Annotated in this window: 25 protein-coding genes; 8 read left to right on the forward strand and 17 right to left on the reverse strand. The window is 59.1% G+C overall.

Annotated features, from left to right (window positions below; all coding sequences use genetic code 11):
• Window positions 1-323: 323 nt before the first annotated feature.
• Window positions 324-482 (reverse strand): hypothetical protein, encoded by a 159-nt coding sequence (locus tag sphantq_RS23630; RefSeq protein ID WP_272800817.1) that lies wholly within the window; start codon window positions 480-482, stop codon window positions 324-326.
• 734 nt (window positions 483-1,216) lie between these two features.
• Here sphantq_RS23630 and sphantq_RS23635 point away from each other — a divergent pair.
• The 7 genes from sphantq_RS23635 to sphantq_RS23665 all read left to right on the forward strand — a co-directional run bounded on the left by sphantq_RS23635 (window position 1,217) and on the right by sphantq_RS23665 (window position 4,296).
• Complete coding sequence (locus tag sphantq_RS23635; protein WP_272800818.1) at window positions 1,217-1,441, forward strand: antitoxin MazE family protein; 225 nt, start codon at window positions 1,217-1,219, stop codon at window positions 1,439-1,441.
• Complete coding sequence (locus sphantq_RS23640) at window positions 1,438-1,761, forward strand: type II toxin-antitoxin system PemK/MazF family toxin (protein WP_272800819.1); 324 nt, start codon at window positions 1,438-1,440, stop codon at window positions 1,759-1,761. The genes sphantq_RS23635 and sphantq_RS23640 overlap by 4 nt, the downstream gene beginning before the upstream one ends.
• A 7-nt stretch (window positions 1,762-1,768) precedes the next feature.
• Window positions 1,769-2,161, forward strand: a complete 393-nt coding sequence (locus sphantq_RS23645; protein ID WP_272800820.1) for a hypothetical protein — start codon at window positions 1,769-1,771, stop codon at window positions 2,159-2,161.
• 128 nt (window positions 2,162-2,289) lie between these two features.
• Window positions 2,290-2,511: a hypothetical protein gene (locus tag sphantq_RS23650; protein ID WP_272800821.1), complete on the forward strand. Its 222-nt coding sequence runs from the start codon at window positions 2,290-2,292 to the stop codon at window positions 2,509-2,511.
• Window positions 2,512-2,633: 122 nt separating this feature from the next.
• Window positions 2,634-2,939 carry a hypothetical protein gene (locus sphantq_RS23655; protein ID WP_272800822.1) on the forward strand — a complete coding sequence of 102 codons (306 nt, stop codon included), beginning with the start codon at window positions 2,634-2,636 and terminating at the stop codon, window positions 2,937-2,939.
• Window positions 2,936-3,334, forward strand: a complete 399-nt coding sequence (locus sphantq_RS23660; protein ID WP_272800823.1) for an antitoxin PaaA2 family protein — start codon at window positions 2,936-2,938, stop codon at window positions 3,332-3,334. The genes sphantq_RS23655 and sphantq_RS23660 overlap by 4 nt, the downstream gene beginning before the upstream one ends.
• The gene (locus sphantq_RS23665) at window positions 3,334-4,296 is read left to right on the forward strand and encodes a tyrosine-type recombinase/integrase (RefSeq protein ID WP_272800824.1); all 963 of its coding nucleotides are present in this window, start codon (window positions 3,334-3,336) and stop codon (window positions 4,294-4,296) included. The genes sphantq_RS23660 and sphantq_RS23665 overlap by 1 nt, the downstream gene beginning before the upstream one ends.
• A gap of 299 nt (window positions 4,297-4,595) precedes the next feature.
• Here sphantq_RS23665 and sphantq_RS23670 read toward each other — a convergent pair whose 3' ends face one another.
• From sphantq_RS23670 to sphantq_RS23680, 3 genes are read right to left on the reverse strand one after another with little or no spacing between them, the layout of a single operon-like run.
• A complete protein-coding gene (locus sphantq_RS23670; protein WP_272800825.1) occupies window positions 4,596-5,216 on the reverse strand; it encodes a histidine phosphatase family protein in 621 nt (206 codons plus the stop codon).
• Between the two features lie 2 nt (window positions 5,217-5,218).
• Window positions 5,219-5,617, reverse strand: a complete 399-nt coding sequence (locus tag sphantq_RS23675) for a type II toxin-antitoxin system VapC family toxin (protein WP_272800826.1) — start codon at window positions 5,615-5,617, stop codon at window positions 5,219-5,221.
• The gene (locus sphantq_RS23680; protein WP_272800827.1) at window positions 5,614-5,889 is read right to left on the reverse strand and encodes an AbrB/MazE/SpoVT family DNA-binding domain-containing protein; all 276 of its coding nucleotides are present in this window, start codon (window positions 5,887-5,889) and stop codon (window positions 5,614-5,616) included. The genes sphantq_RS23675 and sphantq_RS23680 overlap by 4 nt, the downstream gene beginning before the upstream one ends.
• A 306-nt stretch (window positions 5,890-6,195) precedes the next feature.
• On the opposite strand from sphantq_RS23680, the gene sphantq_RS23685 reads away from it, so the two are divergent.
• Window positions 6,196-6,756 carry a recombinase family protein gene (locus tag sphantq_RS23685; protein WP_272800828.1) on the forward strand — a complete coding sequence of 187 codons (561 nt, stop codon included), beginning with the start codon at window positions 6,196-6,198 and terminating at the stop codon, window positions 6,754-6,756.
• 18 nt (window positions 6,757-6,774) lie between these two features.
• Here sphantq_RS23685 and sphantq_RS23690 read toward each other — a convergent pair whose 3' ends face one another.
• The 13 genes from sphantq_RS23690 to sphantq_RS23750 form a co-directional block, all read right to left on the reverse strand.
• The gene (locus tag sphantq_RS23690) at window positions 6,775-7,155 is read right to left on the reverse strand and encodes a hypothetical protein (RefSeq protein ID WP_272800829.1); all 381 of its coding nucleotides are present in this window, start codon (window positions 7,153-7,155) and stop codon (window positions 6,775-6,777) included.
• Window positions 7,152-8,396 (reverse strand): tetratricopeptide repeat protein, encoded by a 1,245-nt coding sequence (locus sphantq_RS23695; RefSeq protein ID WP_272800830.1) that lies wholly within the window; start codon window positions 8,394-8,396, stop codon window positions 7,152-7,154. Before sphantq_RS23695 ends, sphantq_RS23690 begins: the two co-directional genes overlap by 4 nt.
• Window positions 8,396-10,567, reverse strand: a complete 2,172-nt coding sequence (locus tag sphantq_RS23700) for a GumC family protein (protein ID WP_272800831.1) — start codon at window positions 10,565-10,567, stop codon at window positions 8,396-8,398. The genes sphantq_RS23695 and sphantq_RS23700 overlap by 1 nt, the downstream gene beginning before the upstream one ends.
• A 46-nt stretch (window positions 10,568-10,613) precedes the next feature.
• Entirely contained in the window at window positions 10,614-11,324 is a 711-nt protein-coding gene (locus sphantq_RS23705) for a polysaccharide biosynthesis/export family protein (protein ID WP_272800842.1), read from the reverse strand.
• Between the two features lie 69 nt (window positions 11,325-11,393).
• A complete protein-coding gene (locus sphantq_RS23710) occupies window positions 11,394-12,581 on the reverse strand; it encodes an O-antigen ligase family protein (RefSeq protein WP_272800832.1) in 1,188 nt (395 codons plus the stop codon).
• 155 nt (window positions 12,582-12,736) lie between these two features.
• Window positions 12,737-13,981: a DegT/DnrJ/EryC1/StrS family aminotransferase gene (locus sphantq_RS23715; protein ID WP_272800833.1), complete on the reverse strand. Its 1,245-nt coding sequence runs from the start codon at window positions 13,979-13,981 to the stop codon at window positions 12,737-12,739.
• A 1-nt stretch (window position 13,982) separates the two neighbouring features.
• A complete protein-coding gene (locus tag sphantq_RS23720) occupies window positions 13,983-14,615 on the reverse strand; it encodes an acetyltransferase (RefSeq protein WP_272800834.1) in 633 nt (210 codons plus the stop codon).
• Complete coding sequence (locus sphantq_RS23725; protein WP_443021594.1) at window positions 14,612-15,211, reverse strand: sugar transferase; 600 nt, start codon at window positions 15,209-15,211, stop codon at window positions 14,612-14,614. Before sphantq_RS23725 ends, sphantq_RS23720 begins: the two co-directional genes overlap by 4 nt.
• 2 nt (window positions 15,212-15,213) lie before the next feature.
• Window positions 15,214-16,500: a glycosyltransferase family 4 protein gene (locus tag sphantq_RS23730; protein WP_272800835.1), complete on the reverse strand. Its 1,287-nt coding sequence runs from the start codon at window positions 16,498-16,500 to the stop codon at window positions 15,214-15,216.
• Between the two features lies 1 nt (window position 16,501).
• The gene (locus sphantq_RS23735; RefSeq protein ID WP_336314471.1) at window positions 16,502-18,214 is read right to left on the reverse strand and encodes a heparinase II/III family protein; all 1,713 of its coding nucleotides are present in this window, start codon (window positions 18,212-18,214) and stop codon (window positions 16,502-16,504) included.
• A gap of 103 nt (window positions 18,215-18,317) precedes the next feature.
• Window positions 18,318-20,447, reverse strand: a complete 2,130-nt coding sequence (locus sphantq_RS23740) for a bi-domain-containing oxidoreductase (RefSeq protein WP_272800837.1) — start codon at window positions 20,445-20,447, stop codon at window positions 18,318-18,320.
• The gene (locus sphantq_RS23745) at window positions 20,444-21,838 is read right to left on the reverse strand and encodes a phenylacetate--CoA ligase family protein (protein ID WP_272800838.1); all 1,395 of its coding nucleotides are present in this window, start codon (window positions 21,836-21,838) and stop codon (window positions 20,444-20,446) included. The genes sphantq_RS23740 and sphantq_RS23745 overlap by 4 nt, the downstream gene beginning before the upstream one ends.
• A gap of 41 nt (window positions 21,839-21,879) precedes the next feature.
• The gene (locus sphantq_RS23750) at window positions 21,880-23,136 is read right to left on the reverse strand and encodes a hypothetical protein (RefSeq protein WP_272800839.1); all 1,257 of its coding nucleotides are present in this window, start codon (window positions 23,134-23,136) and stop codon (window positions 21,880-21,882) included.
• Window positions 23,137-23,235: the final 99 nt, after the last annotated feature.

A 23,235-nucleotide genomic window follows, 5' to 3' on the forward strand; every position in this document is an offset into this window, starting at 1 on the left:
TAGATTGCGTGCTGTCCAACGCCATTGCCCTATCCCGCCTATTGGCCGCCGAGCGCCCCTCGCTTGTGCACTGGGTTGGCGCGCATTGTGGGCGAACCGGCTGCGGAGGATGTTGCGCAGAGCCTCTATATGCGCATCCAGCGGGTCGAGGATAACTCACCGACTGTCAACACGCGCGCCTATCCGATCGTCGGCGATCGAAACGGAGGGCCAAGAGCGTTTAAATGCCCTCCCCCGTCATGTTGAGTGCCACGCTATTTGGCCGCCTGTTGCCATGATAAATGGCCAGTATGGATTCTGGCAGCAAAGATACGCGGGCCGCGCTAGCTGAATTGACGCCGAAAGATCGCGTAACGGCGCTCGCGCGGTTTTCGCAGCTCCACCCCCATCTGGAGGAAGGGAAACCGCTGCTGGCGGTGTGCCGTGAAGCGGGCTTGGCATATCGAATTGGCCGCCGATGGCGACAGCTCTATCTCGATCATGGGCTATCCGGCCTGGTTCGGAGACCACGCAACGATCGGCATACGCGCCGAGCGATGCCACCTGACCCGTTGAAGCTTGCGGAAGGGTTGGCGCTCCAACGACCCGCATCCAGGGTTCGGGAGATCACGCGGACGGTGGAGAAGGCGGCGGCGGAGCGTGGCGTGTTTGCCCCGAGCTATCGAACCGTGGCACGCATAGTCGGCGCGATCTCGCCAGCGCTGGTCAGCCTGGCGCACGATGGGCCAAAAATCCACAGCCACCGCTATGACCTTGTGCATCGCCATGAGGCGGATCGACCGAACGCGCTTTGGCAGGCTGCCTTTGGGCGGAGAGGGAGACGGGGAAGCGGACGCGGCCCTGGCTCACGATCATCGTTGACGACCATAGCTGTACCGGCTCGCAATGATGATCGCCCGGGACTGCAATAAAGGGCGGTTTGCGGCTCACATTACGTGAGCCGGATCGGCGCGGCAGACGCATGATCGATGAGACGCAAATCACGATCGTTGCGACGGACGCACAATACTGACCGGGCCACGCGCCATACCTGAAACCGTCAGAAAAGCCGGTTGGCAGGGACCAAGCACGCACTGATTTCGGGATCGGGTTTCTTGGCGGCAAAACCTGCTGTGACAAGGGCGTTCACCGCCCGCCAGAAAACCGGTCGTTTTCCTTGCGGCAACCGTTGGCGTGGCCTATGTTACATGTAACGAATTGAAGTGGAGTAACCCCGGTGCCGGCACCAATAACACAACGAGTCCAGAAGCGTCGCGATGCCCTGCGCGCGGCCGGTCTGCGCCCCATCCAGATATGGGTTCCCGATACCCGACGACCGGGGTTCGCGGAAGAATGCCGGCGACAGGCGCTCGTGGTCGCGGTGGCCGACGCGGCGGATCATGATCTGGCCGCCTTCATGGATGCGGCCCTGATCGATCTCGACCCCGAGGGCGACGCGTGAACCGGGGCGACCTGGTGACGATCGCGCTGCCCGGCGATTTCGGCAAGCCGCGACCGGCTCTTATCATCCAGTCCGACCAGTTCGACCAGACCGGCACTGTCACGGTACTACTGGTGTCGGGTACGCTGGTGGACGCGCCCCTCATCCGCACGACGATCGACCCGACACCGGCCAATGGCTTGCGCAAGCGGTCGCAGGTCATGGTGGACAAGGCCATGTCGGTGAAGCGCGACAAGATCGGGGCGCCGATCGGCCACCTCGATGCCGAAGCCATGGTGGCGGTCACGCGAGCTCTGGCCGTCTTCTTCGCCATCGCCTGATCCGACGATGACGAAAAATGCGGCTACCCCGGATAACGGGCTCTTTCCTCTCGAGGACAGGATGGGTTTCGCGGTTCCGGTTTCACCCGCCCATGCGCTGCTGCTCCTGAACAGCTACATGCGAACGGACCTGCTGCTCGGCATCCACGGGCACGTTCATCAAATGAGGGACCAAAACGCGGCGGGATCGCCGATCCACCATCTGGCGGACAGCATCGTCCATGTCATTGCCGCTTATGACGGCATCAATCTGTTCGAGTGCGTTGCTCGCAACACCCTGCACATCGATCCCGATTTCGAGTTCTGCCCCGAATCTGACTATGCTCATGACATCAAACTCATGAAGCATCATCTCCGTTGTCTGCGACGGACAATCAAGGATTTGGCGCGCTACGACTGAGGCGTGGCCGACCGGTCGAACCTGTCGTTTCGGGTATGCCTGGATTTGAGAAGCGGCTTGCCCGCCAACCCCAGCTATACTCGCGTGTCGGTTTCGTTCACTCGTATCGGCCGCTCGGTGCCGACAAGTTGGTTTTCCTGCCCAGTGCGCTTGGTCTGGAGCTGCCGAGAGACTGCACCATTGCCGCTGAAGCGGTGAGCGCGGTCCAGCGGATCACTTCGGGCAATTTTCGTCTCGCGCTTCGGCTGTTGAGCCAGGCTGGCCGAATCCTGGCGGTGAACGGCATGAGCGTCATCACGCAAGCGGTTGTCGAAGCCGCGCGGGTGAGTTTGGTGATCGGGCGCGCGTGATATGGCCAAATAGCGTGGCAAGCCTTGGCCATTTATCGTGACAGACCACATTTCGCTATGCGGGATTCACGCCCCGTTCTATATGTGATAAAGGACATTATCACATATTATCGGAGAGCGTTGTGCGAGCGGAACACGGAAAGATCGAAGGCCCCTTTGCCATCGAAGAGGATATCGCCCTTTATGGCATGGTCGCCGGCGATGCGACGCTGCGCCGGGGCGTGCGCTTCATCCTGCACGGCACGATCGCGGGCAACCTGACGATCGAGCGGGGCGCGCGCGCGATCATCCACGGCACGGTAGCGGGACGCATCTACAACGAAGGTGGTCGCGTCGAGATTTTCGGGATCGTCGATGCCGTCGTCAACGGCTCGCGCGACGCCATCACGATCATTGATCCCGCCGCCCATGTCCGGGGCCGGCCATGACCGAGATCAGCGGCGTCCCCGACATGCACGACGAAGACGACTATCCCTATGACAATCCGGTGTCCCGCGCCCAGGCTCAGGGCTTGCGTGAGCAGGCCCGCGCGGGCGGGTTGCGGTTCGAGGCCTACCTGCCCCCTGCGCTGGCCGACTGGCTGCTGGAGCGGATCGAGCGCGGCATGTTCGCCGATCCTTCGGAAGCGATGTTCGCGATCGTCGGAAACTTCCGCGATCTGGAGCCGCATCGCGACCTGCGCGACGAGCTGCTGCGCCGGCTGTTGCAGGCGGCGGTCGATGATCCGAGACCCGGCATTCCCCATGAACAGGTGCAAGCGGAGATGGCGCGCCGCCGCGCCGAACCGCGCGCCGCGCCTGCACGCTGGCGGAGGGAGGGGTAATGGCCCAGCTCGCCCCCCTGGCCTTTCCCGGCCTTGTATTGCCAGCGCTGGTCGCGTCGGCCGATGATCGGGCGCAGCTTCGCTTCCTCGAATTTTTTGCCGTCACGATCCGCAATCCGCATACGCGCCGCGCCTATGCACGCGCGGCGGGCGCGTTCCTGGCGTGGGTAGCGGAGCGCGGGGTCTCGTCGCTTGGCGGTGTGCAGCCGCTGCATGTCGCGGCTTGGATCGAGGCGCTCGGGCGAGAGGTCAGCGCGCCCAGCGTCAAGCAGCAGCTCGCCGCCGTGAAGCATTTGTTCGACTGGCTGGTGACGGGCCAGGTGGTGCCGGTGAACCCGGCGGCATCGGTACGCGGCCCTGTGCACAGCGTCCGGCGTGGCAAGACGCCGGTGCTCGATCCCAGGGAAGCGCGGGCGTTGCTCGACGCGATCGACGTGACGACGCCGGCAGGCCTTCGCGACCGTGCGCTGATCGGTCTGATGGTCTATTCGTTCGCGCGGATCGGCGCGGCGCTGGCGATGCGCGTCGAGGATGTGTTCATGCAGAATCGGCGGCTATGGGTGCGGTTGCACGAGAAAGGCGGCAAGCGCCATGAGATGCCCTGCCATCATAATCTGGAAGAGTATCTGATCGCTTATCTTGACGGATGCGCGCTGCGCGACGACCGCAAGGGGCCGCTGTTCCGCACGATTGCGCGCGGCACCAAGCGACTAAGCGATACCCCCCTGCCTCAGGCCAATGCGTTCGCGATGGTGCGCCGGCGCGCGGCAGCGGCCGAGATTGGAACAGCGATCGGCAACCACTCGTTCCGGGCAACCGGGATCACCACCTATTTGAAGAATGGCGGCACGCTGGAGACGGCCGCGACGATGGCGAACCACAGCTCGACCCGCACCACCCAGCTCTACGATCGGCGGCCCGATGACGTGACGCTGGACGAGGTGGAGCGGGTGCTGATTTAGCGCTGGCCGGTGACGGCATCTCATATACCCTTCGGGAGAGAGGGCAGCTTTCGTAGGGATTCATTACATATCTCCTCATCGGGGTCGGGTTGCTTGGCGTCGTAACATTATTCGTCGGAAATCGTGCAATCGCATTCCGATTCCTGATCGCATTGCCTTGCTATGCGGCGATCCTCTTCGCTCATTTCAATATAAAGCTCGAGTGTCCTTTGATATAGGCCATGCCCGATCATACCGAACCCGCAACCATCCGGGAATCCGCTACGGAGTTTTCGGACAGACTGAGGTGAAACCCGCCATCACGCGGCGGCGATCGGCGCGCATTCCCAGCGGTCCCCTGCCCTATGGAATCCGACCCGCTGCGCGTTGCCGATCGCCGGCGGTTCGCCTTTGCGCCAGAAGCCGAGCATCTTGGCGCGGTCGTCCAGATGAGCGTCGGCGACGATCGCGCGCGCGGCCTGGATGAACTGCCCATGCCCGAATACATAGATCAGCGAGTCCGCAGGCATGGCGGCGAGGCGGGCCAGCGCCGCCTCACAGCGGCGTAGCAAGGTGCCGAAGCTCTCCGCCCCTTCCCCGTCGCAATAATCCGGGTCGGCCTCGCTCCAATAGCGTTCGAGGTGCGGCATCCGTTCGGCGCTGGCCGTGCCGTTCCAGCGTGCCGGTTGCAGATAGGTGAACTCCTCTATCGGCCAGACTTCGACTGGGACGGCGGGGAATCTGGCGATGGTCGGCGCGGCCGTTTGCCGGGTGCGGGTATAGGGCGACGTGACGATGAGCGCGGGCGCTTGCGTCCAACTCGCCGCGACTTCGAGCGCCTGCGCCTGGCCCAGCTCCGTCAGCTCGATCGCCGCGAGATCGTGGCACGGCACGCCGGCGTTGCCGGTGCTTTGGCCGTGGCGGATGAATATGGCCCGCATGGCTATTTCAGTAGCAGGGCGTCGGTCCCCTGCCCTTTCAGCAGCTTCACCGCTTTCCTGTCGAACGACACAAAAGTTTCGCCGCCGTGGAATCGGCCGTCAAAGGCGATCACCCCATCCGCGAAGTCGCCGCCAGCATCGAGGACAGCAAGGCCCGCTTCGACTATAGGGCGGTTCACCACGACATTGCGCGTGTTCATGAAACGGCGGATCGCGGCGGCAACGTCGGGCCGCGCCGCATCGTAGCTCCGTTCCATCACCCATGCGAGTTCACAGAGGGAATGGACACTGATCGCCACGGAATCCGCTTCCTTGAGTGTTTCGATCGCGAGCTTTTGTTGCGCTTCATCGCCGGGGACGACAAGGCGCAGCAGCACATTCGTATCAGCGGTAATCTTCATTTCTTGCCCATGCCGGCCATGCCGGCGGCAGCGCCCGCGTCGGCGATCGCGTCGTTGATTTCTTCAATCGACAGCCGCGCGCCATTCGTCTTTCCGGCGAAAAAGTTTCGCAGATCGTCCCAGGAGCCATCGGGTTCATCGGCCTTCAGCTCCGCCCTGCCATCGGGCAGCAGGTCGAGCCTGATCTTGTCACCGGGCCGGATACCGAGATGCTTCAAAACATCCTTCCGGAAAGTTACCTGGCCCCGCGCGGTTACGCTTAAAGTCGTCATGGCTATTACCTCCGTATCGAGCAGAGGTAATGCATAATAGCATTATTTCAAGGCCGAAACCCTGATAGCCAAAAGGATTAGGTGTTTGATCCCACGGTTTGACGGTGCGATCCTGTCGTTGGGATGGGAACCCGTATATAACAGGTTCGTTATGGGCTAGCCTGTAGTCAGTTTAGGGTATAACCTATCCGGACGTCAGGCGGTCGCGGTAAAATATGTCAGATAAGAGCCGTCTTTCGAATTTGTTGACATATGGTGACCGACATCTAAAGCTCTAACCTGACATTTTGGGCATCAGGGGGTAAAATGAAGGGGCAAAAGATCGGCTATGTCCGGGTCAGCGCCTTTGAACAGAATGTCGACCGTCAGTTGGATGGCATCGCCCTCGATCGGGTCTTCACCGATCGCGCCTCCGGCAAGGATGTCGGCAGGCCGCAGCTAGCCGCCCTGCTCTCCTTCATCCGCGAAGGCGACACGCTGGTCGTCCACAGCATGGACCGGCTGGCACGTAATCTCGACGACCTGCGCAAACTGGTTCAGTCGCTCACCCGCCAAGGCATCCGCATCGAATTCGTCAAGGAAAGCCTCTCCTTCACCGGCGAGGATTCTCCGATGGCCAACCTCATGCTCTCGGTCATGGGCGCCTTTGCCGAATTCGAGCGCGCCCTGATCCGCGAACGCCAGCGCGAAGGCATTGCGCTCGCCAAGCAGCGCGGTGCCTATCGCGGACGCAAAAAGATGCTGTCAGAGGAAAGGGTCGCCGAACTGGTGCGGCGGGTGGGCGATGGCGAGAAGAAATCCGTCATCGCCCGCGACATGGGGATCAGCCGGGAGACGCTTTACCAATATTTACGGGCGGTTGCCTGAGCCCCGAAAGGGTCGGCTTCACTGTGCCGGCTGGCCGCGCGTAGTTTGCTCAGCCGCGACTTCGAAGGGCGAGGTGGTATTGGCGGTCGGGTCATAGGACCGATCGATCCGGTTGCGGATCCGGTTCTGCACCCGGTTCTGGATTCGGGTGTTGACGCGGCCCATCGGCCCGGTGTCGATGGCCGTGGCGGTTTGGCGCTGCCCTACCTGCCCTACCGCCGACTCCGCGATCTGGCCGGGGCGGTTTATCTCCTGCGCCGGGTCAGTTTGGCGCTGCTCCATTTGTCCCATCGGCAATTGAGTGATCTGGCCGGGGCGGGTCGTCTGCTGCGCCTGCACGGCGGAGGCTATGGTTAGCAAGGCCGTCGCCATGCCGAGGCTGGATATGCGAAGTTTCATGACGCTGTCCTTGCGGGCGCGGGGCGGAGCGCGATACGATCGATTTGCCCCGACACGCCCCCAATGTCATCGGTCGAACGCGCAACCAGCGCCAGCATCTGCACCGGGCAGTTAGCGGGCACGCGGATGGCCCCTTGGAACCGACCGCCGGCCTGCGAGGAACTGGGCAATTCGACCCGGCCGATCTCCCCGTCGGTTTGGCAGCGCACTATCCAATAGGGCCGCGAGCGCGCGGGCTGCTCGATCCCGATACTATGGCCTTCCAGTATATAATCGCCGGCGGGCAGCATCTGAAGCTGTTGCAGCAGGGGGCCGCCATTGCCCATCGACACGGTAAAGTCGAACAGGCCGTTTTGTGCCTCCGGCAGGATCGCTGTCGATACGCCGACGCCGTTCACCGCTGTCCAGTCGAGCACAGTGCGCGCTTCGACCGTGTTCGTGAAGGCGGGATCGCGCGACTGCCGCCGGTCGCTGCCGGGATGAGCACCCGCGTAATAAGCCCAGGCATCGTCGAACAGTTGGGCCGCCAGCAGCCGGTTGATGACCGCCACGCCGGCTGCATCGGGCACGGGAACGCGTCTTGCCTGCAAAGCCCGGAAGAAAGCGGCGCTCGCTGCCGGATCAACCTCGCTTCGTGCCGCATGATGGATGAACCCGGCCGCCCACTTGGGTTGACCACCAAGGGTTCTGACCAGCTCTGTGCGGATCGCGGGGTCAGGCAGGGCAGAGGCTAGCACCGGAAAAAGCAGCTCAGGCGCATTCTTCTTGGTACGAAGCGCGATATCATAATGCCGCAGCGCACCGGGAATGTCGCCCTGCGCCACGGCCAGCTCGATCGCCATCAACTGCGTGCGCAGGTCCCGCCGTGACAGTTTTTGCGAATAGGCAAGCAGGCGCTCGCCTTTGGCCTGGTCGCCGCGCGCGAATGCGTCGGCGGCCAGCGTTGCTACCGCTTCAACGGCTGTCGGATCATGCTGTAGCGCGTCGCGTGCGATGGTAACTGCGCGTGCCCGGTCGGCTTCGCTTGCGCCGGGGCGATAAAGCGTCTGCGACAGGCGTCCGGCAATACGTCCATTAGTGGGCGCAAGCGCATAGGCTTCCTCGATCCGGCTGTCGGGCAGCACCAACGCCACCGACTGCATGACCGAGAGATAGCCGATCCAGCCGACCGCCCCGGCCAGAACGAGGCGAACGCCCCACTCAAGCGGCGAGCGCCGCTGCCGGGAGCCTCTGTCCTTCATCAGGCGGCGTCAGGCTCCGCCTTGCGGCCGTAGCGATAGCCATATTCATAGCCATAGCCATAGCCATAATGGGCCTTCTTGGCATCGAACTTGGTCAGTACGCAGCCGATGATCCGGACATTAGCGGTGATGAGACGGCCGAGCGCCTCCTTCACCAGGCCGGTGCGGATGCCATGGGATTCGACGGCATAGATGACGCCCTCGACCTTGGCAGCGATGAGCGGTGCGTCGGCAAGGCCCATGACCGGCGGAGAGTCGATGACGACATGATCGTAGGTCTCGAGCAGTTGCACGATCAGTTGCGAGAGGCGGCTGCCGGTCAGCAATTCTGCGGCATTGGGCGGCAGCGGCCCTGCCGACATCGCGGTAAAGCCCAGATCCTCCATCGGGAAGGTCAGGGCGTCGATATTGTCTTCGCCGGTCAGATAGTTGCTGAGGCCCCGATCATGCCTGACCCCGCCCAGATGATGGACCGACGGATTACGCATGTCGCCATCGATGAGGATGACGCGCTTGCCGCCGCGCGCCAGCGTCGTGGCGAGGGCGAGACAGGTGGTGGACTTGCCTTCCCTCGGCCGTGTCGAGGTGACGGAGAAGGAACGCGGCACGCCATGCTCGGTAGAGAAGGCAAGGTTGGTCTGCACCGTGAGATAGGCGTCGACCAGGTCGGATTTGCGGTCGAGCAGGATGTCCTTGGGCGCTTCGTCGATCTTGGGGATCGAGCCGAGCAGCGGCAGGCCAAGCTCGCGCTTGGCTTCTGCCGGGTCGGTGATCCCTTCGTCGATCTGCTCGAGACCAAAGGCGAGCGCCGCGCCAATACCGAGGCCAGCGAGGATAGCGATGGCGAGATTGATCAGGAGTTTGGGGCTTGATGGCACTTTCGGAGCTTGGGCTGGATCAACGATCGAAATATTGTTGACGCCGACGCCGCCAGCAACGCCGATTTCCTTGAAGCGTTGCAACAGGCCGTCATAGAGCGCTTGGTTCGTGTCTACTTCCTGCTGGTAGATATTATATTGGATGCTGCGGCGACGCAGGTCGAGATAATCGCCCTTGAGCTGCTCGACCTTGGCCTGAAGTGCTTTTTCCTGCTCCTCTGTTCGACGATAGTCGGCGAGAAGTGATGAGGTCACGCGGCCTTCCTCGCTGGCGATGCTGCGGTCGAGCTGGGTGATCTGCGCCTGAATGGCCTGAGCAGTGGGATAGCCCGGCTCGAACTGCGTCATCAGCCGCCGATACTCGGCAGCGAGTTCTGCGCGGCGCTGGCGCAAGCTGTTGATCGCCGTATTGCTCAAAGCTTCCGCTGATGCGCCCGCTCGCCCGCTTTGCTGATAACGCGCCTGGGCTTCGATACGGCTCGCTGTCGCTTGCGCCAGTGATGCATTGAGCGCGGCCAGATCGTCGACGACGATCGAACGCTCCGAACTGGATTGGCCGTTGCCCGATTGCGCGGGCAGATTGATGATCTTGGCGGAAGAGGCGTAATTGACCAGCTGCCGCTGCGATTCATCCAGGCGTTGCTTTAATTGCCCCAACTGTTTTTGGAGCAGATCGCGGCCATAGGAGGTCGCCTGTATCTTGCGTTCCAGATTGGTCTGGATGAAATTTTCGCCCCATGTGTTGGCGACCTTGGCTGAAAAGGCAGGGTCGGGGCTTGTGAATTTGATCTCGACCAGACGCGACATGCGCGTGGGGCTGATGCTTAGATGCTCGCGTAGGATTTCGCCGGCGACACGCTGCCGGTTGGCGCGGCCCGAAGCGGGGTATCGACCATTTGCAAGCTGGAAGGTCGGATCATCGCTCTCGAAACCGAACATTTCGAAGAAATTCTGGGATTCCGTCAGCTTGAGTTGCGTAGCCACGCGCTCGGAAAGCGCACGGGACTCCAGCAAGCCATATTGCGTCTGGTAGAATTCCTGGTCGGCAATGCCGGCCTCGCGCTCGACCCCCTGAAGATCCGTGACCTTGTCCGCCTCGCGCGAAATCTCGATCGTCGAGGATGCCGTATATTGCGGCGTCATCAGCAAGGTCGCGATCAGGCCGATCAGGAAACAGACGGCGACCGCGCCGAGAATCACATAGCGCCAGCGCATTGCGATGCGCAGATATTGGCGCAATATGGGCGGGCCGCTATTTTCTGATTGCGCCTGCAACAGGGCTGCCGGGATCATTGGGTTGCCCGGGTTCAAAGCGATATTAGTCATAGGACTGCAGGCCTCAGCGCAGGACCGCGACAAGGGGTGCCGCGAGTAGAGGTGCTAGAGAAACGACATCCCGGAAAAGACGACGCTGCGGGGAATCTCCGATGATGACGACATCATTGGCATAGACCGGTGGGTCGGCATAGGCGCCCTGGCGGATTGCGGCGATATCGTACAGGCCGGCCATCCTTTGATTGTCGACGGTGCGCAGGATGACGACCTGTTCCTGCTTGGCAAATTCCGACAGGCCCTTGGCCGAGGCAATGACGCGCATCAGCGTCATCTGGTTAGTGACCGGATAAAGTCCCGGTTCCTTGACTTCGCCATCGACCGTCACGACCTGACTGACCGAGCTTTTGATATTGACGGTTACTTGCGGGTTACGGACATAACGCCCCTGCAGCGAAGCTTCGATCGCGCGCGCCAGCTCATCCGCAGTCTTGTTACGCGCATCGACGGTGCCCACCAGCGGCATGGAAATGCGCCCGCTTGCATCCACCTGCATTTCGCGGCTGAGCTCTGGCACGTTGAAGATATCGACGTTGATCGTGTCAAGCGGACCGATCAGCGCGGGCCGGTCAGAGGCCGCCAGATCGCTGCGATTAGGCGCGGGTAGGCCCTGGCTGTCGGGGATAACGGTCAGTTGCGCGCTGGACTGTGGGGGCGGCGTGCCTGCGCAGCCGGCAAGGCCGGCAGCGATGATGATCGAAACAAGAATTTTGCGCATGCGCTCCACATCTTCCCGCTGAAGAGACTTTCGCCTTAGATGCTGATCGCGATCAGGTAAAGTCGGCCCTCATGGACGCTGTCTTATTGGGCAGAGCCATAAGCCAGCAATGACGATCATCGCCATCATCATCGGCGTGCGCGCCGGATAGTCGAAGGCGCTTGCGACAAAGACGAGAAATAATATGGCCGACCCCAATTTGGGCAGGACAGAGTGTCGTCCACTTCCCCGCCAGGCACTCACGCTCGCCATTCCATACCATCCGATTGCAACGAGCATGAGCAGAAGCGCAGGCAGGCCACCGTCGAGCACGATCTCCAAAAAATCATTATGGGCATGATTGAAATAGGTCGGCTTGAGCAACTGAAACGGCTCATGCAGGCGAAAGATTGGATCGAAACCGCCAAAACCCGCGCCGGCGGGGAAATAGGCAGTGATCATCGACAGCACCGTCGGCAGGCCGCGCGTGCGCATATCCTGCCCGGGATCGATCTCGAACGCGCGGCGAACAGATTCCGCCCTATCGGCGGCGATGCTGACCAGGATGAACAGGGCGACGACGCCGATGATCGCCGCGATCAGCGTCGGGAACACCCAGCGCGGCGCTCCGTGTAAGGCGCGACGGACGTCCTGCCAGCATAAGGCGAGGCCCAGCACCAGTGCCAGCAGGCCGGTCAGGATGCCGGCGCGCGATCCGGTTGCCAGGATGATGAGCGCGAAGAGCGTCATCAGAGCCAGCGTGACCGGCGCGCGCCACCTTGCGCTTCGTTTTCCGGCAAAGGCCCATACAGGCGCGATCAGGCAGCCCATGGCCAGGAACAGCGCGAAATGATTGCGATTGGCGAATGTACCGCCGACGCTGCCTTTTGAGTCATTGATGAACGGATTGTCGATGATGAAGCCGGAGAACTGGAGCAGTCCGACCAGCATCGAGAGGAATATGGCCCCGAGCATAATCGCCGGTAGCCATGCCCTCTCCTCCTGCGGCATTGCGCTGACGAGATAAAATGTGACAACCGGCACGATCAGGGAAGAAGCGGCGTTGATCGTCGTGGAGGGCGTGAGAGACCAGGGACGCCATGTTTCCTGGCTTAAGGGCGCGCTGAGGAAGAATTCCCGGCCCGGCAGCGCCGTCCAGAGGCCGGGGGGCAAGGGCACAAGCTGCAGCAGAACCAGCAGCACTGTCGCCAGCAGCAACCAGAAAACCGGCCCCGTGCTTCTGCCCATGGGCCGCACGCCGCACAGGATCGCCAGCACCAATATCAGCCACGTCGCGGTGCGCGTAACGACCTGACCCGTGACATCGGCATGAGAAGCGCCGCCTGCGACCCATAATGTGCCGAGCAGCAGCAGGAAGAGGAGGAGCGCAGGGCTCAAGCGATAGGACGGAAAGGCAGACCGGATAGGCATTTTCAGGGCAGCGTTTCTTCCGTGCGCGCGGCTTCCTTCAACACATCGCCTATGGCCTGCGAAACGCGCGTCATATCGTCGGCAGAGAGCGTGGGGTGGACAAGGAACATGAGGCTTGTCTCGCCCAGTTCGCGCGCGACCGGCAAGGGCGCCTCGGGACGCCAGCCGGTCCCGTCAAATGCCTTTTCCAGATAGACTTCGGAGCAGGAGCCCTGGAAGCAGGGGATACCCCGCTTGCCGATTTCAGTGACGATCTGATCCCGAGACCAGCCGGGAGCCAGATTTTCCGGCCGGACATAGACATAATATTTGTAGAAGGCGTGGACCGACCCTTCCGGCCAACTCGCGTCCTGGCCAAGCGGGCCGCCCAAGCGGATGATCCCATCACGTCCTGCAAAGGGCGTCAGCGCATCCTGAAGGATCGTCGCATTGGCCGTCCGCGCACGCGTCCACTCCGCCATGCGGCGAAGCTGGATGCGGCCGATCGCGGCCTGCATCTCCAACATTCGCCAATTGGTGCCGATGCTTTCATGCAGCCAGCGGAAACCCGGCGGGTGCGCGCGTTCATAGACCGCGTCCCAGCTCTTGCCATGATCCTTAAACGACCACATGCGCGACCAGAGATCGCGATCGTTGCACGTTACCATGCCGCCTTCGCCGCCGGTCGTCATGATCTTGTCCTGGCAAAAGGACCAGGCGCTGACATGGCCGATCGACCCGACGCTGCGTCCCTTGTAGCGCGCGCCATGCGCCTGCGCGCAATCCTCGATCACCTTGATACCGCGCGCGGCGGCGAGGTCCATGATCGGGTCCATATCGCAAGGCCAGCCCGCCAGATGCACCGCGACGATCGCTTTCGTGCGCGGGGTCAGGACAGCGGCAATCGTTTCCGCCGAGATATTGCCGCTGGCGCGCTCGACATCGGCGAATACCGGCTTGGCGCCGGCATTGGCGACGCAGGAGATCGACGCGATGAAGGTGCGTGGCGTCACGATCACCTCATCGTCGGCGCTGCCGCCATTGGCACTGCCGATGCCGAGCCCTTGCAACGCGAGATCGAGCGCGACCGTGCCGTTGGCGACGGCGATGGCATGGTTGCTCTCCGACCAGGCGGCGAACTCCCGCTCAAAGGCGCGGCATTCCTCGCCAGTCCAATAGTTGACGCGGTTGGACAGCAGGACGGCGGAAACGGCATCCGCTTCTTCCTGCGTGAAACTTGGCCAGGGCGCGAAGGAGGTGTTGAGCATGTCAGTTTTTCTCGAGAATGCGGGCGGGGTTGCCGACCACGGTTACGCCTGGAGGAACATCCTTGGTCACGATCGCGCCCATGCCGACGACGGCGTCCGCGCCGATCGTCAGATTTTGGCGGATGACCGCGCCCGAGCCGATATAGGCGCGATCGCCTATCCGAATATTGCCGTTGCAGCGTACCCCCGGCGCGAAGGTGACATAATCGCCGATCACGCAATCATGCTCGACATAGGAATAGAGGTTGGCATGGAAGCAGCGGCCGACTTTGATATTGGACGTAAAGGTCACATAAGGTGAGACGAGCGCGCCTTCGGCGATCTCGACATCGTCCATCACGATAACGTCCTTTGCCCAGACGGACAGCAGCGGCAACCCGGCTTCATCGCATTTTCGCGCCATTTCCGCGCGAACCGCTGACGCAGCCACAGCTAAGGCAACATGCTTATCGTCCGCTTCCTCTTCCTTGAAGCGAGCAAAGGACGTGACGGCATGGCCATTGATATGGCTTTGCGCTGCGCCATCGTCGATGAAGACAAGCCGAGCGTCTTCGGCAAGCGGCATGGCCCGCGCGAGCGGCATGATCCCGCGGCCGCATCCACCGGCGCCATATATGCCGATCAGACGCCTCACAGCCGGGTTTCGCTTCCGGTGAATTTCGGCATCGTTGCTTCCCCGGCGGCGCTGATGCCATCACGCACGAGCACTTTACGCACTGTGAGTAACAGGATCTTCAAATCGAGCTTGAAGGAGCGATGTTCGACATACCAAAGGTCGAGCGCGAACTTTTCATCCCAGGAAAGCGCGTTGCGGCCGTTCACCTGCGCCCAGCCAGTGATCCCGGGCCGCACTTCGTGCCGTCGCGCCTGCTGCGGGCTGTAAAGCGGCAGATATTCCATCAGAAGAGGGCGCGGCCCAACCAGGCTCATATCGCCCTTGAGCACGCTCCAGAGGCCAGGGAGTTCATCCAGGCTGGTCGAACGAAGAAAGCGGCCAAAGCCGGTTATGCGGTCCGCGTCGGCAAGGGGAACGCCGTCGCGATCATAGGCATCGCGCATAGTGCGGAATTTGAGCATCTGAAATGGCCTGCCGTGAAGGCCGGGGCGAAGCTGGCGAAACAGGATGGGCGCACCAAGATTCAAGCGAACCAAAAGTGCCACTATGACCAGCAGCGGCGACAGCAGGATCAGCGCGGTAGCCGCAATCATCATATCCAGCAGGCGCTTCATTATCAGCTTCCTGCCGATATGGCGGGTGGCGGCGCGGAAGCATGTCTCTCACGGCTATGAACAACACCTTCCGTAACCCAGTCGACCCACTGTTTTGAAAGATGCTCACGGTTCATTGGCCCGCATGCGAATGTTTTCGCTCTTTGCCCCATCTGCTTCAAGGCGGCACGATCATTAGCTGCTTTTTCCAGCGCATCGGCAAATGCCGCTGGAGAATCGGCTTGTATGGCGAAGCCCAGCTTCTGCTCGCCTATCATGTCGGCGAGCCAGCCTGGATAGTTGTTGAGGACTGGAAGTCCTGCAGACAGGTAATCGAAAAATTTATTCGGCGACGTCCCATAGGCAAATTCGGGAATATTCTGCAAGATCTGCAAGCCAAGGTCCGCTTGAGCTAGGAGACCGGTCAAGCGTGTTTTGGAAATGGGATCGAGAAAGCGGACATTGTTAAGATTTTCTGCCTTTGCCCGTTCCATCAGCTGCGCTTTTTTCTGACCTTTGCCGACGAGGATCAGCAAAATATCATCTCGGCCGCGATTGCGGAGTTCGATCCCCGCGTCGATGACCGCGTCCAGTCCATTCGCCAGTCCATGCGTGCCGCAATAGACCGCCAGAAGCTGATCGTCCGGAATAGCGAGATCGCGCCGAAAATCCTCTTTTGTGTCAGACGACGTGCCGGCGAAAAGGTCGACATCGCATCCGTTGGCAATCATCGCGATGCGTGACCGATCAACGCCCCGGCGCGCGATGCCATCGACGATGCCTGGCGACAGGCCGATGCAACGCGTCGCCGAGCGATAGGAGGCCCATTCCAAAACCGACATGGCCTTGAGCACGAACGGATTTGTGATGACACCCATCGCGCGGGGTAATTCGGGCCACAGATCGCGCACCTCGAACACGAAAGGCTTACCCCTTAGCCATTTAGCGAAAATACCGGGAATGCCGGCGGTAAGGGGCGTGGTGGTGGCAAATAGCACATCATATTTTTCGGAAAATGCCAGGCGAATGGATGCGAGCGCGAACTTGATGAAAACGCCTGACCGTCGCGCAAAGCTATCTTCATTGGCATATTGCAGGTCAAATTCAATGACATCGATGCCATCGACAAAGCCGCGGCGAAAGCCTTTGCCAAACGGGGTGGTCAATCCCGTTTTGCCTTGGGCATAGGAACCGCAGACCATCGTAACGCTATGGCCTTCGCGCAGCAAACGGCGCGCCATCTCATAGGAGCGGGTGCCAGCGGCACCATCTGGCGTCGAGAAATGCTGATGAAAATATAAAATATGCACGTTAGAATTTACCTGTTGTGTCGATCCGGCAAGGGCGCTTCAACCTAATCTCTAGAACTGGGATTTCCGCCTGATGCAAATAATAACGGGACTCTGCGCCCGTGGTCAGGTGCATAGTGAAATTGGGATCGTCGCAGCTTATCGACAGCCGTAAATGCGCCCCGATCAGATGATGGCCTTCCAGCTGATAGAGACCGGGCAAAAGGCGCCAGCGCAAGATCGCGTTATCGAACGGCCCTGAGATCGTATCGACACAGGTGAAGCCATCCGGCTGAAGTGACACGTTCCGATGGTGGAACATACCCCGATCGTCGGTAAAGGCGGCGGCGCAGCGATTGTCGGGATTACGGATCGAGCGTACCTCGCGCGCTTTTGGCCAAGCGCCGAACAGGAAGCGGCTAAGCCGGGGCATTTGGTCACGGCCATTAAATTCGATGCTGTTATGCGCAGCCGTTCCCGCAAAATAAGCGCTGATATCGGGTGCCGCATTATAGCTGAAACTTCCCGCGTCGCGCAGCAGGTTGCGTCCGTCGGCCCAAAGATCCAAGTGCAGCAAATCGGACTGACTGGGGCGGAAACGGAACCGGGGGTAGCGCAGACAGGCCATCGCCCGATCATTGCGCAGCACATGAAACCCACCGTTGTCGAAACTGGCGCTCACTGGCTCCGGCGCGAGTTCGATGGCCGATGAAAGGCCCAGCCAATGGAGTTGGTCGTCCCACGGTCCAGCATCTTTTATTGCGCGCTGCCCCCGGAACAACACGGACGCTAATTGCAAGGAAGGACGGAAGTCGCGATAATCCGTCTCAGTGAGCGGCAGGATATGGGCTCCGTCATTGGCCCCTAGATTGGGCGTATCGCCGGAAGTGCGTTCGACCATCCCATCGAGCCATGCTGTCGCCGCATCCAAGCGATTGCGCATCGTCGCAGAGAAAGGAGCGAGGTCATGCCGCCGCCGCCACACTTCGACAAAAGAGAAAGTGTCGAGCATCAGGCGGTGATAGACGATCGAATATTGGCTGAAACTGCCATCAGGCGCGATCAGATGACGCGCCCTATTCTCCAGCCAGCGGCGCCCCGTTCTGGCCCATGTCCGAGCTTCGCGCCAACCGAGCGCGGACAGAAAGCTGCCTCCGATGAACATGGCGGCAGCTTCCGATGTGCCATGATTATTATCCTGCCCGATCGCATAGGACATAGTCGGCGCGATACGTTTCAAATGTAACGCAATCGTTGCAGCGAGCGTCGGTTGCGGCGTACGATCCTGATCGAGGACAAGTGCGGCTGCCATGAGGTGGATGACCCGCAATGCAGCTTCCTGCCCGCATTTCCAGTTGACGCCGCGATAGGGCGGATTGTCCTGTAGCCAGGATTGCAGCCAGTGATTGATCGTTGCAAGGGCCTTGGTATCGCCATGGGCCGCTTGGGTTGCGCAGGAGGCGAGCCACCCGAAGCGCGACAATTCCCATACGCCCTTGATATCCCCGGAACCCGCAAAGTCGGGGATCGTCCACCAGGGGCGCGTCCGATCGCCTCGCGCATTGGTAAAGGGATTGAGGTGCCAATCAGGCGTACCTTCGGACCGCTTCATGCTGAACCAGCCGAACCACCACAGGCGATCTGTCCAGCGCCTGTTAGGCGGCGGTAGACCAGGGCGGGCCTGCGGTGTAGCGAACAACGGCCCGGCCGGCACATCGGCGACAATCCGCTGCACCGGATGCCGTCCCGATTTCAGGCCTAGACGATAGAAGCCGACGCGCGCGATAGAGGCGGGGCCGAGTGCCGCTAACGTTTTCAGGGATGTCCAGTGCTTCATTTTATCGCTGCGCGCGTAGCATATCCGCTGCTTCGATGGTTATGCGGGCGACTTCCTCCAATTCGTCGAATGGAATGGGCGCTGGCCCCCCGTTGCTGATGGCAGAAAGGAAGGCGGCGGCGCAGGCTTCCTGCCCCTTGTCCTGCCGCCAAGACTTCTGATTGCGGAAGCCGCGCCAATTATAGCCGCGCAACCGCAGGAAATTATCGAGTTGCAGCGTACGGCCCGCAGTGAATATTTCCACCCGTTCCTTGGGGAAGGACGCGCCGCCGTTGGCAAGATAATGAATGGTGCCGAACGAACCGTCGGCAAATCCGAGCGTGAGCACGGCCTTGTCTTCGGTGATTTCTACGGCATGATTGTCCCCCATCCTGCGCGCGGACATTGAAACGATCGGCGCGCCGACCAAGAAGCGCATCAGGTCGATATGATGGCACGCTTCCCCGATGATGCGGCCACCGCCAGTCGTCTGGTCCTGCGTCCAATGATCTGCCGGAATAGCGCCTGCGTTCATGACCATGATGATCGATTTGGGTTCGCGCACCGGGTCAAGTTGACGCTTCATCGCCTGCACCAGCGGCGCAAATCGGCGATTGAAGCCTACCATCACCAGCCGATTGGCCGATGCATGGGCTTTCTTGACCGCCTCCAGTTCCTCCAAATTGAGCGCCAGTGGCTTTTCGACGAAGATGTGCTTCCCGGCATGGAGGGCGTCGATCGTCAATTTAGCGTGGCTGTCGTGGCGCGTGGCGATGGCGACAGTGTTGATGGCAGGCTCGTTGAGCAAGCCGGCCGTGTCGGACGTGGCATTTGTGAAACCGAGCCGCTTGCCCTGTACGACGCTGCTGACGCCGCCCGCGGAGGCGATGCTGTGCAAGGTCGCCCCGGCTTTTCGGAAAGCGGGGATGAGCATGCGTCCGGCATAATTGCCGGCGCCGATGAAGCCGACGACGGGCGCGGAAGGGGCGATAGTCGTTACCGTCGGGTGCAACTCTACCGTGCGCTTGTGCCGTTCCTCAACGGCATGCTGATACCCCAGCAGGATGCCCAGAGAGCCCTTGTCGCTGGCAAGTCTTTCATAAGCGGCCGGCGCGTCCTCGAAGGGGAAGCGATGCGAGATAAGCGGGCGGACATCCATCTGGCCGCTGGCCATCAGATCCAGCACGGCCTCGAAGTTGCGCTGCTCGGTCCAGCGGACGAAGCCGATGGGGTAATCCTGTCCCTGATCCTCATAGGCTGGATCGTAGCGACCCGGCCCGTATGAACAGGATACCTGAAAGGACAATTCCTTCTCATAGAAATCGGCGCGATTGAGGTCCAGCCCGGTCACCCCGACCAGCACGATGCGGCCGCGTTTCCGGCACATGCGCGCTGCCTGCGTCACGGGATCGGAGGATTTTGTGGACGCGGTGATGATGACGCCGTCCACGCCCGCTCCGCGGCTAAAGGCAATGCCCGCTGCGATCGGGTCTTCGCCCTTGGCTGGATTGCATGTGTCCGCGCCAAAGCCGCGCGCGATGGCAAGCTTGGCCTCGTCAAAGTCGATCGCGAGCACGCGGCAACCCTGCGCGCGCAGAAGCTGAATGGTGAGCAGGCCGATCAACCCAGCACCGGTCACGACAAAGGCTTCGCCAAGCGTCGGGCTCGCCAGACGGATGCCCTGCAGACCGATGGCGGCGACGACCGTGAAGGCCGCCTCTTCATCGCTGACACCATCGGGGATGCGCGCGCACAGATTGACCGGCACCGACACCACATCTGCATGCGGCCCGTTGGACACGACCCTTTCGCCAGGCTGGAAACCATTCACCCCAGCCCCGGCTTCGCGCACGACACCGACATTGCAATAGCCAAGCGGGATGGGCTGTCCAAGCTTCGAGCGGACCGCCTCCATGGTGGTCAGCAGCCCATCCGTGCGCACCTTGTCCAGAACCTGCGCGACCTTTTCCGGCTGCTGCCGCGCCTTAGCGACAAGGCCGGCGCGCCCGAAGTCGACCAGCATGCGCTCCGTCCCGGAGGAGATCAGCGAGACGGCCGTGTCGATGAGCAACTGTCCGCGCCGGCTTGTCGGCGCGGGGCAATCGACGAGTTCGGTTCTGCCTGCCGAGAGGTCTTGAAGGATTTGTTTCATGGTTTTTCAATCTCATCGATGGCGCCAGCAGGTATATCATTTACGACAAAACGCAGCTTGCCACGCTTTGTCCTTTCAATTGCCTGGACATACGCCACGTTGACTTTCATGCTGGAGCCAAGACGAGATGCAAACTGCCGCCGCATTTCAGCTTCGTCGCCATCGTGATAGCGGGCTGATTTCACGATCAGTACGGTGACTTCGCCTGGCTTCGATTGCCTGATTTGGGCCTCGCGCACCCCTTCCAAATCCTTAAATACGTTGCCAAGACGACCGACTTTCGCACCGGTGGCAGTGATGACATAGTCGTCCTTGCGCCCATCGATCGTTTTAACGATCCGGCCAGGTCGACCGCACAAGCAGGATTGTAATGACAACTCGGCCTGATCGCCAACTTCGTAACGCAGTAGGGGAGTTGCCAAGTTCGACATATTCGTCCCCACGATTCGATAGATGTCTTCCTGCCCAGTCTCGAGAAACTCGACTGCAGCGAAATCTTCATCGACATGCAACCGGCCAAGTTCACATTGGGAGATATTCGCTATCGCTTCGGCCATTCCATAGTGCTGCAATGGAGCACGGCCAAATGCTGCCTCTATCAATGCTACTTGATGAGGTAATAGATTCTCCGCGCCAATCGTAATCCATCGAGGCTGGTAACCAAGCTCAAACCCGGTTTCTAGAAGATGGGATGCCAACACAGCAAGCTGGGACGGAAAACCATGTAGCCATGGGGGCTGCCGCATTCTCAACTCATTAAGATAATGCGAAAGATTCTCAGGCGTAGCATGATAAGCACTGAACAGAATTTGACGCCCAGGATGATTAATCCTCCAGAAAGGAGGACGATCCTGTGCAACAGGCACGATCGGACGCCACCCGAAATTTGCGGACCATGTTCCTGGGCGAATGCCGTGCCAGTCCCAGTACCGCCACCAGACCGCCCATAGCTCATGTTGGGCCTCAGCTGTGGATAAAAACTGAAGTCCAGATCCAGTCGTACCGCTCGTATGAACAGAAATTAATGCCCTCTCGGAAATTACATCAGATCGGAAGCGCTCCGGCTCGTCCTGGACCTGTGCTTTGTTCAAAACCGGCAAAGCCTTCAAGTCATCTAATGTTTTAATATCCTCTGGCCGCAACCCAAGTTTTTTAAACAGATCTTGATAATAGGGCACAGTTTCGACCGAATGGCGGACAAAACTATTAAGGCGTATATCCCTGAATACCTCCGCCCCCAGCAAACCAGCGCTACCTCTTGCTTGGACAGCCGTGAACATCTTCCAAAATGACGATGAATATCGCGTCTTTTGTATTTTCCACCCTTGGAGGCTACAGATAGCATTCTGGATCGATACAGGAAGCCGACCGTATAATTGCTCAACTGTCATTTATCAAGTCCAATAAAACCGAATATATTATTAAATACATACTATAAAAAAGCATAGCCGCCGTCAACTGTCACATAGTTTAGAGCATAAGCCACAAATGACCAACTGGCGACACAGCATAACATTCCACAAATAGCATGTAATGGATATATCTTTATTAACCGCGCCATCATCAGAAAAGCGCCTGCTTTAGATGCAACCATTAAGACAATAATTTTATAAAGCCCGAGTTGTTCTGAAGCAACTATCAGATAGATAAGGCACATAAAGGCTGGAGCAAGAAGGCTAACCGACAGGCTTCGATCCATAGACCGACTTCGAAGAATAGCTTGACCAAAATATCCTAGGGTATGCACACCGAAAGATGAAAGCAAACAACAGAAAACTAAAAAAAAGTCTTCAATCTTGTCTCCTAAATACCATATGTAAATTTCTTTTCCATAAAACAAAAATAATATAGATACGCAAATTATAGATGCCGAAATGCAAATTCCTGCAACAAGAAATATCTTCGCTTTTTCATGGTATCTGCACAATATAGGATACGACTGTATAGTTATCAATTGCGTGAAAAAGTTAGCTCTGCTAGCAATATCGGATACAATTATATATTTTCCGCTTCCTGTCACAGGAAGATAAAGCATAGCTAAAAGTCTATCACCAAAATCAATAACCGATCTTCCAATATTTTGGATAAGAACATTGAATACTTCAATCCAATAAGTTTTATCTATGCTCCAGCCGTTCTTTTCTAACAAGCTTCGGGACAGATAACAAAATATAAATCCTGGTACTAAATTTGCCATTATCAAGCTTGCGTATATCACTTCATCACGGCCAGTAAGCGCTCCTACGCCCAGCGCACTGTACAAAAACGCAACGGATAGAGACCTAATCAGATATGTATCTGAAACCCTAAGGTTAGCATTAAGCAAGCCCCAAAACGGAGAATAAATTCCGTATATAATTACGCAAAACCCTATACTCAAAACTAAAGGAAAATATAAATCTGGTAAATAAAAATACCCTGTTGATGTAAAAACCAAAGAAATTATGATTGATGACAAGAACGAAGGAATAAATAAATTATTTATGGTCGCAAATTTTGGATTTAAAGAGATTCTTCTAATAATGATTGGCTTAAAAAAATCTAAGGTACCCATTAACCCATGAGCTAAAAGCGCACTTGAGGCGAGCGTGAGTTGCCTCTCATCCCAAAAACGAGTCATTAAGGGGGGAGAAAGAATCGCTGCAACTGCAACAAATCCAATTCCCAAAATGATTTTAATTCCTTTCATAAATAACTATCTCAATTCTCAAAAATATTTCTTTAATTTGAGATCGCATATATATGATTTCCGTAACTATGATGCATATCTTTTTATTTAGGACGCAGA

It is taken from the genome of Sphingobium sp. AntQ-1 (assembly GCF_028538045.1).
Classification (GTDB): Bacteria; Pseudomonadota; Alphaproteobacteria; order Sphingomonadales; family Sphingomonadaceae; genus Sphingobium; species Sphingobium cupriresistens.